At 51.8% G+C, this 15,040-nt stretch carries 12 protein-coding genes; 4 read left to right on the forward strand and 8 right to left on the reverse strand.

Features of this window, described 5'->3' with window-relative positions; genetic code table 11:
- Positions 1 to 167 precede the first annotated feature (167 nt).
- The 6 genes from ADU23_RS05025 to ADU23_RS05050 form a co-directional block, all read right to left on the reverse strand.
- Positions 168 to 1,838 carry a ribulokinase gene (locus tag ADU23_RS05025; protein WP_053372742.1) on the reverse strand — a complete coding sequence of 557 codons (1,671 nt, stop codon included), beginning with the start codon at positions 1,836 to 1,838 and terminating at the stop codon, positions 168 to 170.
- A gap of 14 nt (positions 1,839 to 1,852) precedes the next feature.
- Complete coding sequence (gene araD / locus ADU23_RS05030) at positions 1,853 to 2,548, reverse strand: L-ribulose-5-phosphate 4-epimerase (protein WP_053372743.1); 696 nt, start codon at positions 2,546 to 2,548, stop codon at positions 1,853 to 1,855.
- A gap of 164 nt (positions 2,549 to 2,712) precedes the next feature.
- Positions 2,713 to 3,822 (reverse strand): GntR family transcriptional regulator, encoded by a 1,110-nt coding sequence (locus ADU23_RS05035; RefSeq protein WP_053372744.1) that lies wholly within the window; start codon positions 3,820 to 3,822, stop codon positions 2,713 to 2,715.
- A 138-nt stretch (positions 3,823 to 3,960) separates the two neighbouring features.
- Positions 3,961 to 4,839: a UTP--glucose-1-phosphate uridylyltransferase GalU gene (gene galU / locus ADU23_RS05040; protein ID WP_053372745.1), complete on the reverse strand. Its 879-nt coding sequence runs from the start codon at positions 4,837 to 4,839 to the stop codon at positions 3,961 to 3,963.
- Positions 4,840 to 4,930: 91 nt separating this feature from the next.
- Positions 4,931 to 6,322: a sensor histidine kinase gene (locus ADU23_RS05045; RefSeq protein ID WP_053372746.1), complete on the reverse strand. Its 1,392-nt coding sequence runs from the start codon at positions 6,320 to 6,322 to the stop codon at positions 4,931 to 4,933.
- The gene (locus ADU23_RS05050) at positions 6,319 to 6,993 is read right to left on the reverse strand and encodes a response regulator transcription factor (RefSeq protein ID WP_053372747.1); all 675 of its coding nucleotides are present in this window, start codon (positions 6,991 to 6,993) and stop codon (positions 6,319 to 6,321) included. The genes ADU23_RS05045 and ADU23_RS05050 overlap by 4 nt, the downstream gene beginning before the upstream one ends.
- Positions 6,994 to 7,150: 157 nt before the next feature.
- Between ADU23_RS05050 and trxB the strand changes: the two genes are divergently transcribed.
- Positions 7,151 to 8,095, forward strand: a complete 945-nt coding sequence (trxB, locus tag ADU23_RS05055) for a thioredoxin-disulfide reductase (RefSeq protein ID WP_053372748.1) — start codon at positions 7,151 to 7,153, stop codon at positions 8,093 to 8,095.
- 245 nt (positions 8,096 to 8,340) lie between these two features.
- A complete protein-coding gene (locus ADU23_RS05060) occupies positions 8,341 to 10,338 on the forward strand; it encodes a glycoside hydrolase family 13 protein (RefSeq protein WP_082311005.1) in 1,998 nt (665 codons plus the stop codon).
- Between the two features lie 189 nt (positions 10,339 to 10,527).
- Here the strand turns inward: ADU23_RS05060 and ADU23_RS05065 are convergent, their stop codons facing one another.
- Positions 10,528 to 10,839, reverse strand: coding sequence for a hypothetical protein (locus ADU23_RS05065; RefSeq protein ID WP_053372749.1), 312 nt, complete (start codon positions 10,837 to 10,839; stop codon positions 10,528 to 10,530).
- Positions 10,840 to 10,970: 131 nt separating this feature from the next.
- Between ADU23_RS05065 and ADU23_RS05070 the strand changes: the two genes are divergently transcribed.
- Complete coding sequence (locus ADU23_RS05070) at positions 10,971 to 11,936, forward strand: LacI family DNA-binding transcriptional regulator (protein ID WP_197286039.1); 966 nt, start codon at positions 10,971 to 10,973, stop codon at positions 11,934 to 11,936.
- Positions 11,937 to 12,005: 69 nt separating this feature from the next.
- A complete protein-coding gene (locus tag ADU23_RS05075) occupies positions 12,006 to 13,283 on the forward strand; it encodes an MFS transporter (protein WP_053372751.1) in 1,278 nt (425 codons plus the stop codon).
- A 98-nt stretch (positions 13,284 to 13,381) separates the two neighbouring features.
- Here ADU23_RS05075 and ADU23_RS05080 read toward each other — a convergent pair whose 3' ends face one another.
- Complete coding sequence (locus ADU23_RS05080) at positions 13,382 to 15,040, reverse strand: alpha-amylase family glycosyl hydrolase (protein WP_053372752.1); 1,659 nt, start codon at positions 15,038 to 15,040, stop codon at positions 13,382 to 13,384.

Here is a 15,040-nt window from a genome sequence, read left to right on the forward strand (position 1 = left end):
CTGTACAAGTTCGACAGAATGCGCGGCGTTCTCAAACAAACCTTGTCGAATGTTCTGCATTCCACAAAGCAGACAGAAAAAAACGACTCCGCCGCTTTTTATAGCTGCAAGAGTCGTTTGGGTTTAGTATGCTAATCGATTGGTTTGGAATAAGTCCGGTATACGGCTTAGGCTTGCTCTTCTTTAATCGCTTTAAGGCGTTTCATCACGTCGTTTGAGCCGCGGCCGTAGTAATCATGGAGCAGATTGTATTCCGCATACAGCTTCTCATAGACCGCTACATTCGCCGGGATCGGCTTGAAGGATTCCTCGCGGACGCGAGCCATCTTCTGAGCCGCATCTACGATGCTGTCGAAGCCGCCTTTCGCCGCGCCGGCCGCTACCGCTCCGAACATCGCCGCGCCAAGCGCCGGCGTCTGCTTGGATGCCGCCACCTTGATTTCACGATTCGTAACGTCTGCATAAATTTGCATGAGCAGCGCGTTTTTCTGCGGCAATCCGCCGCATGCGTACAGCTCATTTACTTCGACGCCGTTGTTATGGAAAGCGTCAACGATTTTGCGCGTGCCAAACGCCGTTGCTTCAAGCAGGGAACGATAAATTTCCCAAGGCTTCGTCAGCAAGGTCAAGCCTACAATCGTACCCGTCAAGTCTGTATCGACCAGCACCGAACGGTTGCCGTTCCACCAGTCCAGCGCAAGCAGGCCCGATTCGCCAACGTTCAGCTCGCTTGCTTTGCGAGTAAGATAAACATGCACGTTTTCGCCAGCTTGCTCCGCCTCTTGAAGCACGTAGGCAGGAACCGATTCCTCAACGAACCATTCAAAAATATCGCCTACCGCCGATTGCCCCGCTTCATAACCGAAGTAGCCCGGAATGATGCCGTCCTCAACGACGCCGCACATGCCTTCCACTTCCTTCTCCTCCGTGCCAAGCAGCATATGGCAGATCGATGTTCCCATCGCCATTACCAGCTTGCCCGGCGTTACGACGCCAACACCCGGCACAGCCGCATGCGCGTCCACGTTGCCAACTGCGATTGCCGTGCCTGGCGCAAGGCCGATACGGGCAGCGAGAGCAGGAAGCAATTCGCCGGCTTTCGAGCCCAGTGGAACAACCTCGCCGCGCAGCTTCGTCTCCGTCAAGTTCTCCAGGCGCGGATCAAGCGCTTTGAAAAAATCCTTGCTTGGATAACCCTCTTGCTTATGCCACATGCCCTTGTAGCCGGCGGTACAGCTATTGCGCACGATATTGCCTGTCAATTGGCCGATAACCCAGTCCGTCGCTTCAACGAATTTATCTGCCGTTTCATAGATCTCAGGCGCTTCGTTCAAAATTTGCCAAGCTTTGGCCATCATCCATTCGGAAGAAATCTTGCCGCCATAACGCGGCACCCATTTCTCTCCGCGCTGCGCAGCCATCTCATTGATGAGGTTAGCCTCGTCTTGGGCCGCATGATGCTTCCACAGCTTCACCCAGCTATGCGGATTGTCCTTGTAGGCATCCTGCGTGCAGAGCGGCTCGCCTTTTTCATCAATAGGAAGCATGGTGCATGCCGTAAAATCGATGCCTAGGCCAATCACGTCGGCAGGATCGATACCGGATTCCTTCATCACGGCAGGAACGGACAATTCCAGCACTTCAATATAATCAAGCGGATGCTGCAGCGCCCAGTCATACTCAAGCTTTATGCCGGAGACCGGCAGCTTCTCGTCGATAACGTGGTGAGTATAAGGCGTTACGTGCTCCGCCACTTCAGCACCGTTAGATAGATCAACAAGAACGGCGCGTCCCGATTGTGTGCCGTAGTCCACGCCAATTGCATATTTTTTGCTCATTATCCGAGTCCTCCTTATTTTTGGCCGTAGTAGGCGTTTGCTCCATGCTTCCGCAAATAGTGACGGTCTAACAAGTCTTGGTCCATTGGCTGTACGTTCGGATTAAGCTGGAACGTATGAAGCGCCATTTTTGCCACTTCCTCAAGCACGACTGCATTATGAACCGCATTATGCGGGTCCTTGCCCCAGCAAAATGGCGCATGGCTGTTAACAAGCACCGAAGGCACTTGATTCGGGTCGATCTTGTTTTTCTCGAACGTTTCGACGATCACGTTGCCCGTCTCCAGCTCGTAAGCGCCTTTGATTTCTGCTTCCGTCATCGCGCGCGTACATGGCACCTCGCCGTAGAAATAGTCGCCATGCGTCGTGCCAAGCGACGGGATTGCGCGTCCCGCCTGTGCCCAACTGGTTGCCCAAGGCGAGTGCGTATGGACGATTCCGCCGATCGTTGGAAATGCTTTATACAATAACACATGCGTTGCCGTATCGGAGGATGGACGCAGGCTGCCTTCAACAACGTTGCCTTCCAAATCCACAACAACCATTTGCTCCGCTTTCAACTCTTCATAAGGAACGCCGCTCGGCTTAATGACCGCATAGCCGGACTCCCTATCAATGCCGCTGACGTTACCCCAAGTAAATGTGACTAATCCGTATTTCGGAAGATCCATATTCGCTTCCCAAACCGCATGCTTTAGCGCCTCCAACATGAGAATTGTACGCTCCCTTCAAACTTGCATTCATGTGCTTGTCCCTATCCACTTATACGGACATTACCATCGAATAGCTCTGTTTTTATTATAAGTTGTACGTACAAGTGTGTCACGTTTTTTTTTGCCGCGTTTCAACCAAGCATGAAGCGATCAACGGCTGGCTAGCTTTTGGGCGGCTGCGTGGATTCACGGATCACGAGCTCAGGATCATATACCTTGTCCAGCGTTTGGCGCCGCTGCTGCTTCTCCACCATACCGAGCAGCATGACGACAGCATCAGCGCCCATTTCGGTTTTCGGGTGGGCGACTGTCGTCAGCTTCACCTCCGTAGCAGTTGCCAAGTTAGCATCATCGAAACCAACGATCGATAGATCCTCCGGTACGGAAAGCCCGATCTGCCGCACGATATCAAGCATTTTTACCGCAAGCTCGTCGTTGTAACAAATGATAGCGGTCGGGCGCTGCTCCGGTTCGCGTTGAAGCAAATCGAATAGCGCCTGCGCCGGCTTGTCCTGCTTCTCTTCCGTAGAGTAGCGCAGCAAATAATCCGGCGGAACGGTTAAGCCCTGCTCCCGGTGGGCTCTTAGAAAGCCGCGCATCCGGTGTACGCCCTGAAAGTCATCGGTTTTGAAAAAGCCGGCGATCCGCGCATGCCCAAGCTTAATGAGATGCTCCGCCGCGCGGTGGCCCCCAAGCTCATCGTCGACCCGAAGGCAAGGCGCATCCACGTCGCTGTAGCGTTCATTCAGCATAATATAAGGAATTTTGAGCGCATCCAGCGCCAAAAAATAGTTGAAGTTCGGGTTCCCCTCGGCACTCTTCGTCGGCTCGATAATAAGCCCGGTCAGCGGCTCGCGAAGCATCGACTCTAAGCTGTCCTTCTCTTTCTCCTTCTCGTTATCGGTGCTTGCCAGCAGCAATCTTGCGCCTACCGCGCGCAGGCTGGATTCAACGCCTCTAACGATCGTCGGGAAAATATAATCCGATATATGTGTCGTAATCATGCCGATCGTCATTCCTTGCGAAGCGTTTTTCCGCTCCGGCGCCGACTGGTCGGATACGAACGTTCCTTTTCCTTGGGCGCGGTAGAGCCAACCCTCTTGCTCCAGATCACCGAGCGCCTGACGGACGGTTTGCCGGCTCATTTCAAACTGCTTGCCGATCTCATTCTCCGATGGCAGCTTATCATGCGGCTTAAACTGCGCCGTGACGATCCAGGATAAAATTTGCTGCTTTAATTGCATATATTTGGGCGTTTGCTGTTCCTTCACTTCACACCTCAGCTCCGTTAGTTGTATGCCTAGTAGTATAGCATAAGCTTAACTTGTACGTACATGATCTTGTCGCCGCAAGCGACAGCTCTATAAAACAAGAAAAGCCGCCCAGCGGCGGCCCTTCAAATGATAGCGTTAAGCGTTCGTCTCTTTCAGCCTATCCAGCAAATACTTCCTGACCTCAGCGCCCAGATCTGCACGCTCTAATGCAAAATCGATCGTAGCCTGCACGAAGCCCAGCTTATCGCCGACATCATGCCTGCGGCCATCGAAGCGGTAGGCGGATAACGAGGCTATTCGGTTTAGCTGCTGCAAGCTGTCCGTGAGCTGAATTTCCCCAGCCTTGCCTGGCGTTGCTTTCTCCAGCAGATCGAAAATAACAGGGTCGAGGACATAACGGCCGACAACCGCATAGTTCGAGGGAGCCTGTCCTTGCGCCGGCTTCTCGATAATATCGCGGACGCGCGCAACCTGCTTGCCGCGTTCGATATCAACGATGCCATACTTATGCGTCTGATCCCAAGGCACTTCCATGACGGCTACGACCGACGAATGCTGCTGCTCGTACACATCCATCATTTGGCGCAAGCAAGGGGGATCCGACTTCAAAATATCATCGCCAAGCAATACGGCGAAGGGCTCGTCCGCAATAAAGCGGCGCGCGCATAAGACAGCATGACCAAGTCCAAGCGGCTCTTTCTGGCGAACGTAATAAATATCAGCCAGCTGCGATATTTTGCGAACCATCTCCAGCATTTCCTCGTTATGGCGAGCCTCCAGCTCCATTTCAAGCTCAGCCGATTTGTCAAAATGATCCTCGATTGCCCGCTTGTTGCGACCGCTGACAATAACGATGCTCTCGATCCCGGATTGAACGGCTTCTTCTACTATATATTGAATAGCAGGCTTATCGATGATTGGCAGCATTTCCTTCGGCTGCGCCTTCGTGGCGGGCAAAAACCTGGTGCCTAGCCCTCCGGCAGGTATGATCGCTTTCCGTATCCGCTTCTCCATTGTAGCTTCTCCCCCAAATCGTTACATTACACGCAAAATATACTCCCTTCATCATAACGGTTATCCCCTTATTTATCCATGCTTTAGCGCGTTATGAGCTGCTGGGCGGAGCGAGCGGAAGCCGAATCATGAAGCTTGCTCCGGCAAACTGGTCCGCACCCGGATCGAGCGTAATATTCCCGCCGTGAATTCTCGCGATCTTGTGGGCAATCGATAGTCCGAGACCGCTGCCCCCTTGGCTTCTGTCCCTAGATGCATCGCCTTTATAAAATCGCTCGAACACGCGCTCCCGATCCTCCTCGCTGATGCCAATTCCCGTATCCGTAATGCGTACGACAGCGAAGCCGTCCTGTTCCGTTAGGAAGCAAGATATTTTGCCATCCTCAGGGGTGAATTTCATGCTGTTGGAAAGCAGGTTCATCCAAACCTGATTAAGCTGATCGCGATCTGCGGTAATGGTGGTCTCCTCCATTAGCAGCTCAACCGTCTGCCTCTTCGCAATCCAATGCGGCTCGCATGCCAGTACGACATCGCGCAGCTGTCGATCCAGCCGATACGACTCGGGATGGAAAGGATGATGCTGCGAATCCAGCGATGCCAAGTTGAGCAGATTCTCGCTCAAACGCGAAAGGCGCATACTCTCTTGCTTAATGATGCTAATGTAACGCTCCCGCTCCGCTTCCGTTACTTCCTCGCTGCGCAGCGCTTCGGCGAAGCCGCCAATCGAGGTGAGCGGCGACTGGATTTCATGCGATACGTTCGATACGAAATCCTGCCTCATCATTTCGAGCTGCGACAAGCTGAGCGCCATTTTGTTCATGCCCTCGGCCAGCTCGCCAAGCTCATCGCCGCGCCTTGCAGGCAAGCGGACGCTAAAATCACCTTCTGACATGCGCGTTGCGGCGTTCGTCATCATTTTTAACGGCATCACCAAATAACGCGCCGCTACCAAGATCAGCACGCTGCCGACTAAGAGCAGCGTGACGAGCAGCGTTACTGCCGTCCAGATAAAGTTGCTATTTTGCGGAAAACGATCCGGCTGAACGAATAACGCCCACCTCTCGCTGCCGAACTGCGCCAGCTTGCCAAAAGCCGGCGGCAATGGCGGTTCCCCTACCTCGCTGAATATGTTCAGCCGAACCGTGCTGCCCCGGAATGCGCTGAGCAGCTGCTCATATGTGAGACTTCTGAGCATCAGCTCGCTTCGCTCTCCGGTTGTTACGACCCGATTGTTAATGCTGACCGCGATAATCGATTGCCCCTGCAGAGCAGACATTTCATCCAAAAAAACCTTTATCGAAGTAGGCTTGGACACGGCATACAGCTGCTCGATCCGATCAATCGACTTCTCCATTAATTGCGGTAGCTGCCCCCTTGCATCCCGCTTGAACATTTGATTCGTAAATAGAAAAGCAACGCCAATGCTGATCAATACGATAATGAGAAAAGTGGCGGTTATCCGCACGTATAAGCTATGAATCATGCCCATTCCTCCAGCCGATACCCAAGGCCGCGGATCGTGACGATACGAAAGCGGTACTGCTCCTCGGGAAAGCGGTCACGCAGCCTTTTGATATGTACATCCACCGTTCGCTCGTCGCCCTCGTAATCCATCCCCCATATTTGTTCAATAAGCTGATCCCGCGCGAAGGTTTTGCCCGGATAGCTTGCCAGCTTGAACAGCAGCTCGAACTCTTTGGGCGGCAATGTAAACTTCTCTCCGCTCGCAGACATATGGAAGTCGGTTTGGTTCATGGTGACATCGCCAAATTCGACGGTCTGGGATGCGGTTATCCGGTATCTCTTGAGCAGCGCCTTGACCCTCGCAACCAGCTCCGGCGGATCAAACGGCTTAACCATATAATCATCCGCTCCAAGCTCAAAGCCTCTTACCTTCTGGGAGGTTTCCCCTTTGGCAGTCAGCATGAGCAGCGGGATATCATAGCTTGATCGCATAGCCGCGCAAAGCGCCCAGCCATCCATACGCGGCATCATCACATCGATAATCGCGAGATCAGCGCGAACCGCCTCAAGCTTCTCTAGTGCATCTACTCCATCTATCGCTTCAATGACCTGATAACCTTCTCTTTTCAAAAATAGGCCAACCAGCTCTCTAATGTTCGGATCATCATCCGCAACGACGATTTTCGGCATCTTGTGTGTCCTCCAGACCTGCTTATGTAGTCGACGCAATCAGCATACAATACGAACATGAACGTTACATGAACGATATTGACTTTGATGCTAGATTGTAATAATTTTAAAGTAGTATTTATTATCTCAGAGCATTTTTAACTGGAGGCGAATATAGATGACTTATAAAACGATTATTATCGGTACAGGTCCTGCCGGACTAACATCTGCTATTTACTTGGCTCGCGCGAACATGGAGCCGCTTGTTATTGAAGGCTGGCAGCCAGGCGGCCAACTTACAACAACAACGGAGGTCGAGAATTTCCCGGGTTTCCCTGACGGCATCCTCGGCAGTGAGCTGATGTCCAATATGCGCAAGCAAGCGCAGCGCTTCGGCGCTACATTCAAGACGGGCTCCGTAAAAAGCGTGGATTTCAGCAAACGTCCTTATACGCTTGACGTGGAAGGCATTGGCGAGCTGAAGGCGGAATCGATCATTATTTCGACAGGCGCTTCGGCTAAATACCTTGGCATTCCAGGCGAGCAAGAAAATATCGGACGCGGAGTCAGCACTTGCGCTACATGCGACGGCTTCTTCTTCCGCGGCAAAAAAATTATCGTAGTCGGCGGCGGCGACTCCGCAATGGAGGAAGCGGTGTTCCTTACTCGCTTCGCATCCGAAGTAAGACTCGTGCACCGTCGCGACGATTTGCGCGCATCAAAAATTATGCAGGACCGCGCTCGCGCCAACGACAAGATCGTTTGGAGCTTAAACCGCACGCCGCTTGAAGTCGCTGCTACAGGCATGGGCTTGCAAGGGTTGAAGGTGCGCAATAATGAAACGGGCGAGGAAGAGCTTCTTGAGACGGATGGCGTATTTGTTACCATCGGACACACGCCTAATACCGGCTTCCTTGGCGGCCAAATCGATACGGACGATCAAGGCTACATTATCGTGAAGCCGGGCACCACAGAGACGAACATCCCAGGCGTATACGCCTGCGGCGACGTTCAAGACCGCAATTACCGCCAAGCGATTACCGCTGCGGGAAGCGGCTGTATGGCTGCTCTTGATTGCGAGCGTTTCTTGGAATCACAGGCACATGAAGAGGTTCATGCGTAAACTTTTTTTTGCGAACCGACTAGTACAATACGTGCAAATTATGTATAATAAAATTGTTGAGAGATACAATAGAAAGGCAATGCTACCGCAACCATTTGTTCGCAATATGCTTCGCGTGAGCAGCGCCTGAACGTATTATGGGAAAAGGTACAACCTCGGCTTTTATGAGCAGAGATTGTACCTTTTTTCGCGTTTATAAGCTGTTTTCCACACTCTTTTTATACCATTTATAAGGAGCGATTATGATGTTATTAGAAGCTGTATATCACAGGCCAAAACAAAACTGGGCTTACGCCTACGACGGTAAAACGCTGCACCTCCGCTTGCGCACCAAAAAAGACGATGTCGCAACAGTAGAAGCCATTGTTGGTGACAAGTATGCGTGGGACCAAACCCTTACAACGGTCCCGATGCGCATTTTCTCATCCGATGCTTTGTTTGATTATTGGGAGACGGCCGTCATTCCGCCCTTCCGCCGGCTGCGTTATGCGTTCCGTTTAACTAGCGGCGCTGAGTCGATTATTTTCTCGGACAAGGGCGTTGAGCTTACGCTTCCCGACAACTCCAATTCATTTTTCGACTTCCCTTATATTAATCCGATCGACGTGTTCGCGCCGCCGGCTTGGGTGAAGGATGCTGTGTTCTATCAAATCTTCCCGGAGCGGTTTGCGAACGGCGACCCGTCGCTGAGTCCGAAAAACGTACTGCCTTGGGGCGGCGAGCCGACTCCTCAGAACTTTTTTGGCGGCGATCTGCAAGGTGTAATCGATCATTTGGATCATATATCCGAGCTTGGCATAAATGCGGTCTACTTCACGCCGCTATTCGAAGCGACGACTAACCATAAATACGATACGCAGGATTATATGAAGGTTGATCCGCATTTTGGCACAAACGAGAAGCTCAAGGAATTGGTTGATGCCTGCCATGCCCGCGGCATTCGCGTGCTGCTTGACGCCGTATTCAATCATTCCGGCAAAACGTTCCCGCCATTCGTCGATGCGCAAAAGAACGGCCAGCAGTCGAAGTATGCGGATTGGTTCTATGTTCGGGAGTGGCCGCTGCAGGTCGTTGATGGCGTCCCTTCTTACGAGACCTTCGCCTTTGAACCGCTCATGCCTAAGCTGAACACCGAGCACCCGGAAGTAAAGCAATACTTATTCGAGGTTGCGCGTTACTGGATCGAGGAGATCGGCATCGATGGCTGGCGCCTTGACGTAGCTAATGAGGTTGACCATCAGTTTTGGCGTGAATTCCGCAAGACGGTAAAAGACGTCAATCCGGAAGCGTACATTTTGGGTGAAATTTGGCATGATTCGATGATGTGGCTGCAGGGCGATCAATTCGATGCGGTCATGAACTATCCGTTCACGAACGCGGTGCTCGATTTCTTCGCCTATCAAACAATCGACGCGACTTCCTTCGCCCATGCGATCGGCACGCAGCTTGCTGCCTATCCGCAGCAAGTAACGGAAGCGGCATTTAATTTGCTTGATAGCCACGACACGCCAAGGCTGCTCACGATCTGCGAGGACAATACGGAAGCGATGAAGCTCTCCTCCTTGTTCCAGCTGACTTACCCTGGAACCCCATGCATTTATTACGGGGATGAGGTAGGCATAAACGGTGCAGGCGACCCTGGCTGCCGCAAATGCATGGTATGGGACGAGGCTGAGCAAAATGGCGAGTTGCTGCAATTTTACAAGGCAGCAATTGGCCTTCGCCACCGTTATAGCGCGCTTCGCAGCACGGACATCCGCTTCGTGCATGTCGGCGCAGAAGACGGCACCTTGGTGTACGAACGCCGTGATGGCGACCAGCGTCTGCTCGTTGCGCTGAATGCGCGCGGCAAAGCTGCCGACGTTAGCTTCACGATTGATTCGGCTGCGTCCGCTGGGCAAGATGCAGCTCCTCACGCTGTAGCTTTCACTGGCTTCGCTAGCAAAGAGGTGGCTGCCGCTGAGAATGCAGCGCCAGCTGAAGCTTTGAAAGCTGAAGTTAATACCGTCACAGCTGAGGCTGCTGAGGAAATGGACGTTGCTGCTGTTCAAGGGAACGACTTGACCGATGCTGCTGCCGCTGTCGTGAAGAGCAATAACGATTCGACTTGGTCCGTTTTGTTGTCAAGCGTTATCGAAATCGCTGAAAGCTCTAGCGTAGCAAGCAATGCCGCGGGCAAGCTGAAGCTTACGCTGCCAGCTTATGGCTTTGTGATTTTGGAGCAAGCCAAAGCTGACGTTTAATGGTTAGCTGTAGTTGCTCGAAGTAAAGGCATAGACAAAGAGGCGGTCCATCCGATGGACTGCCTCTTTGCGCTTTGCTGAACGAGTCAGTAAGGTGCGGCAGCGTACGATCCCCTTTTGCCACACGCCAACTTCACTCTATAAGCACCTATACGTGCTGCTCCCAATATTTTTTTATGCCCCTGAATATTAAGATGACTTATTTTTAATTTGTTTTTGCAATTGAGCGATTTGTTTCTGCATCTGCTCTATCTGTAGCTGCACTTGCTGCTGCTCACGCTGTTTGTCCTGCTGGTCCTTTTGCGATTGAATTTGTGCCTTCTGTTCTTGCTCCAGTGCTAGAGCCTGCCCCGCAACTGTAATAATATCCCCAGCCGTAACTAGCAACTGCCCAATAAACTGGATGAGATCCGGAAGATTATCCCCATTATCAAAAATAATATTGTCTCTCGTTCTACCGCTTCTTGCGCCTTTGCCCGGGTTATCACGGTTGTACGCCATACGAGTCCCTCATTTCATATTAAAATATTCGCCGTCGTGAAATTAGGTGACAATTTACATTTTATCCCTATGTTGCAAGTGCCGCTAGACAATCGCGTATGATTCATGCCATAATAACTTAAACGATTAAGTTGTTAGTTTTCATACGAGCAAGGAGCTGCATACCCATCAAAAAAGCTACGCTTAAGGATATTGCGAAAGCCGCCCAAGTTTCCGTCGCTACAGTAAGCTATGTGCTCAACAACGTTACCAACCAGACGATCCCCGATGAGACCAAATGCCGGGTGCTGGATGCCGCAAAGCAATTGAACTACGTTCCAAACCTAGCCGCGCGCTCACTGGTGAAGCAAAAGTCAGGCTTAATCGGCATCCTCATCAACCGGGCGAACAACGAGGGGATTTGGAAGCAGCTTCGTTACGCTTCATTCATTAATCGGCTTGAGCGTCTGTTAACGGATCGAGGCTACCATGTCGTCTTATCATCGCTTGAGGCCTTGAATCCAAAGCTCGATGTAATATCGGAGCGAAAATTAGACGGCGTGTTTGTCGTAGACGTAAAAAGCGAAAATTTCCATCTCATATCCAGCCACTTCTCCGAAGGCGTGCCGCTCATCGTCATCGACAGCATCATTGATGACCCGCTTTTTTATAAAGTGAATTTTGATTATAGCGACGCTTTTGCCAAAGCAAGTGCCTCATCGCTCCTCCATCCCAGCTATATCGTTATGGACAGCTTGAATAATGCCGAGCTTACCCAGTCCATAATTAACAGCAGCGGCATTGATCCAAAGCTCATTCATATGATGGAGGATGAAGATCAGCTGCAGCGATTTCTTGATCAACATGCGGATAAAAGCGGAGTTATACTCAACGAATTCATCGGGGCGATCACAGCAAAGTATGCCAATCCGGCGAAGCTCGCCGTTATTTGCACCGCTGATTGCCCAGAAATCCTGCCGGCAGCAGTGACGCGTGTCCAGTACGACAATCGCAAGACAGATGAAGCTTTTCAACTGATGATGACCCTTCTAGACGATCCAAGGGCTGGTCCTGAGCATAAATATATTGAAGTCGAAGCAAGTCCAAGCGCAGAGTAATCTCTGCCTTTTTCTATAATAACTTAAACGTTTAAGTTAAGCTCCACCCACATTAAGGAGGAATAACCTATGCTTGAACTAGCCAAAAATGCGGACGCCAATCCATCCCATGCTCAGCAGCAAAATTCCGCTGCCCCATCCATTTGGCGCAACCGCTCGTTTATGCTCGTCTTCTCCAGCTACAGCTTGTCGCTGCTAGGCAATACGTTCCACAGCATCGCATTAAACTTATGGGTGCTGCAAACTACAGGCAGCGCCAAGCTCATGTCGGTTGTACTCATTACCCACCTCGTCATCAGCATGTTATTCGGTTCCTTCGCGGGAACGATTGCCGACCGCACCGACCGCCGCACCTTAATGTGGGTGACGGATATCGTCCGTTTTGTTCTTGTCGCCGCCATCGCCGTTCTAATTTTTCTTCCGAATGTGCCCTTTATTTATGTCGTCCTATTAACCGGGCTTGTAGCGTTTGCAGGGGTGTTTCGAACGCCCGCATTCCAAGCCTCCCTTATCGAGATCGTTGGCAAAGAGCAGCTTACGAAGGCCGTTGGGGCGATCAGCATTTCCGATAACATCATTCGAATATCCGGCTTCGCGCTAGGCGGCATTGCCGTCGCAGCCTTTGGCGGGGCATTTGCGATTGCCATCGATGCCGCAACCTTCCTCCTATCAGGCATTCTTCTCTTGCTTGCAGGCAAATTCCCTTATGCAGCCGTCCGGGATGACGCAAAGTCAAAAACCTCCTTTAAGGAGGATCTCACAGCCGGCTTCCGTTATGTTTGGCATGATCCATTTGCCAAGGGCGTCATTATTTTGCTGCCGCTCGTGATGTTCTTCTTTTTATCCACATTTATGCTCATTCAAGTAATGGCGGTTCAGGTATGGCAGGCAAAACCCTTTGTATTCGGACTAATGGAGGCCTGCATTCCGCTCGGTTACGTCATAGGGTCTATATTGATCATGAGGTTTGATACACGTTTAAAAAGCAGAGGAAAATGGATCATTGGGAGTATGATCCTGATGGGGCCAGTCTTTATTGCGATTTCGCTGCTGTCCTCGGCTGCCGTCGCGCTCCCGTTAATTCTGCTCGTCGGCTTCCTCTTCTCCTTTAGCACGACGATCATCTTTATTGCGCTGCGGGTCGCCATTGATCCCGCAATGCAAGGCAGAGTGTTCGGGCTAATCGGCGCTTTAACCAGCGTCGCTCCTCCAGTTGGGTTAGCTGTATTCTCTACCTTTTCCGACATTTACGGCCCAGCCGTCATTATCGCCATTAGCGGCGCAGCGATGCTTTTCATTGGGCTCCTCGCCTACAGCCGGATGAAGTCCATACGCGAGTTCAACTAAAGGTTATCCCTTTAATGAGCCGCCAAGCGCAAAGGATAGTCGGTTAGATATAACAAAAAGAGGGAACCGCACATGATGTGCGATTCCCTCTAATCGTTTTATTTCAAAATAACGGTACTATACGCCGGCAGCGACAGCTTGCTTCCGTCCAGCTTCGCTCCGCTGTTAGTCGCACGAGCTAGCTCCTTGAACTCGCCAAACGTCTGCGACGGCTGCAAATCCGTCGTTTGCTGCTCGCCCGATAAATTATGCACGACGAGCACCCGTTCACTCGCCATGACGCGGACGTACACGCTCAGCTTCTGATTGGCAGGCTCCAGCTTAAACTCCGCAATTCCTCCGCTCTGCAAAGCCGGCTCCTCGTTGCGCCACTTGATCAGCTCGCGATAATGATGCAGCATCGACTGATCATCTGCCGATTGTGCTTCGACGGATACCGAAGGAGCATCCGCATTAAAGCGCGACTTCTCCCATGTCGTCTGCCCTTCGCCTCCGCTTGCTGCGCTATACCACAACATCGGCTCGCGAATGTACTCATCCGGCTTAGCGCCCTTCATGCCAAGCTCTTCGCCATAATAAAGATATGGCGTGCCCGGAAGCGTGAGCAGCATAGCAGCGGCCATCTTCGCATGGTTGACATTGCCCGCCAGTACAGTCATGGCACGGTTTTGGTCATGGTTGCTCAGGAACGGAGCATCAACAAAGGTTCCGCCAGAAGACTTCTCATATACGCCATATGCGCGGCCTAACGAGAAAGCCAGATCTGCATCCTGCTCCGAGCTCGCCGCACTAAGCAAACGTCCAGCAAGATCAAAGTGGAAGGCCGAGTTCAGCGCTTGATCAAAATAAGGCGCGATAACGGTTAACGAATCCCATACTTCTCCGATCAAATAAGCATCCGGCTTCACTTTGCTCATGCCCTTGCGGAACTCCTGCCACCAAACCTTGTTTTTCGCCTGAACCTCAGGCGTGCTCGCCGTTGAAGCAAAATCGCCATAAATATGCTTGGCAGCATCAAGGCGGAAGCCGTCCAGACCCTGCTCAAGCCAGTATTGGCCGATTTTGATCATTTCCTCGCGCACCTTCGGCTCGTCGAAATTCAAATCCGGCATGCCTTCCCAGAAGACACCCAAATAGTTAAGGCTGCCATAGCTATGCCATGGGTCGCCGCCTACCGCGCCGTCCGCCCTTACCTGCTCGCCCTGCTTCGCAAAGGTATACCAGCTGCGATAAGGGCTTTTCTCATCCGCGAGCGCTTCCTTAAACCAAGGATGCTCCTTGCCCGTATGATTGACGACAAGATCCATAATGACTTTAATGCCGCGCTTGTGCGCTTCATCCAATAGCTTCTTCAAATCTTCCAGCGTGCCGTACTCTGGATTAATCGCGTAGTAATCGGTTGTATCATAGCCATGGTAGCTGGGCGAGGCGTTAATCGGCATCAGCCAAATGCCGCTCACGCCAAGCTCCTTCAAATAATCAAGCTTGGCGGTTACGCCATTCAAATCGCCGACTCCATCACCATTCGTATCATAGAACGAACGGACGAATATTTCATAGTAGACTCCGCCAGGCTGCTCATCTACTTGATAAGAGGCAGCGACTGGCTCTCCGCTTTGCTGTGCGGCTTCATCCGCTTGCGCAGCGGCCGGTTTCCCGCTATTGCTTCCTTCATCTTGGGAGCAAGCCGCGAGCATAGCCAGCAAAACCAAGCCTAGCAGCATCGCTGCCGCATAACGAACCCGTTTGACTCCCAT

The sequence above is a fragment of the Paenibacillus sp. FJAT-27812 genome (genome assembly GCF_001273905.1).
Taxonomy (GTDB): domain Bacteria; phylum Bacillota; class Bacilli; order Paenibacillales; family Paenibacillaceae; genus Pristimantibacillus.

Bases quoted from the DNA above. Each gene is read 5' to 3' on its own strand.
- ADU23_RS05065 (WP_053372749.1), bottom strand. From the start codon at position 10,839: ATGGCGTACAACCGTGATAACCCGGGCAAAGGCGCAAGAAGCGGTAGA.
- ADU23_RS05080 (WP_053372752.1), bottom strand. From the start codon at position 15,040: ATGGGAGTCAAACGGGTTCGTTATGCGGCAGCGATGCTGCTAGGCTTG.
- galU (WP_053372745.1), bottom strand. From the start codon at position 4,839: ATGGAGAAGCGGATACGGAAAGCGATCATACCTGCCGGAGGGCTAGGC.
- ADU23_RS05060 (WP_082311005.1), top strand. From the start codon at position 8,341: ATGTTATTAGAAGCTGTATATCACAGGCCAAAACAAAACTGGGCTTAC.
- ADU23_RS05045 (WP_053372746.1), bottom strand. From the start codon at position 6,322: ATGATTCATAGCTTATACGTGCGGATAACCGCCACTTTTCTCATTATC.
- araD (WP_053372743.1), bottom strand. From the start codon at position 2,548: ATGTTGGAGGCGCTAAAGCATGCGGTTTGGGAAGCGAATATGGATCTT.
- ADU23_RS05050 (WP_053372747.1), bottom strand. From the start codon at position 6,993: ATGCCGAAAATCGTCGTTGCGGATGATGATCCGAACATTAGAGAGCTG.
- ADU23_RS05075 (WP_053372751.1), top strand. From the start codon at position 12,006: ATGCTTGAACTAGCCAAAAATGCGGACGCCAATCCATCCCATGCTCAG.
- trxB (WP_053372748.1), top strand. From the start codon at position 7,151: ATGACTTATAAAACGATTATTATCGGTACAGGTCCTGCCGGACTAACA.
- ADU23_RS05025 (WP_053372742.1), bottom strand. From the start codon at position 1,838: ATGAGCAAAAAATATGCAATTGGCGTGGACTACGGCACACAATCGGGA.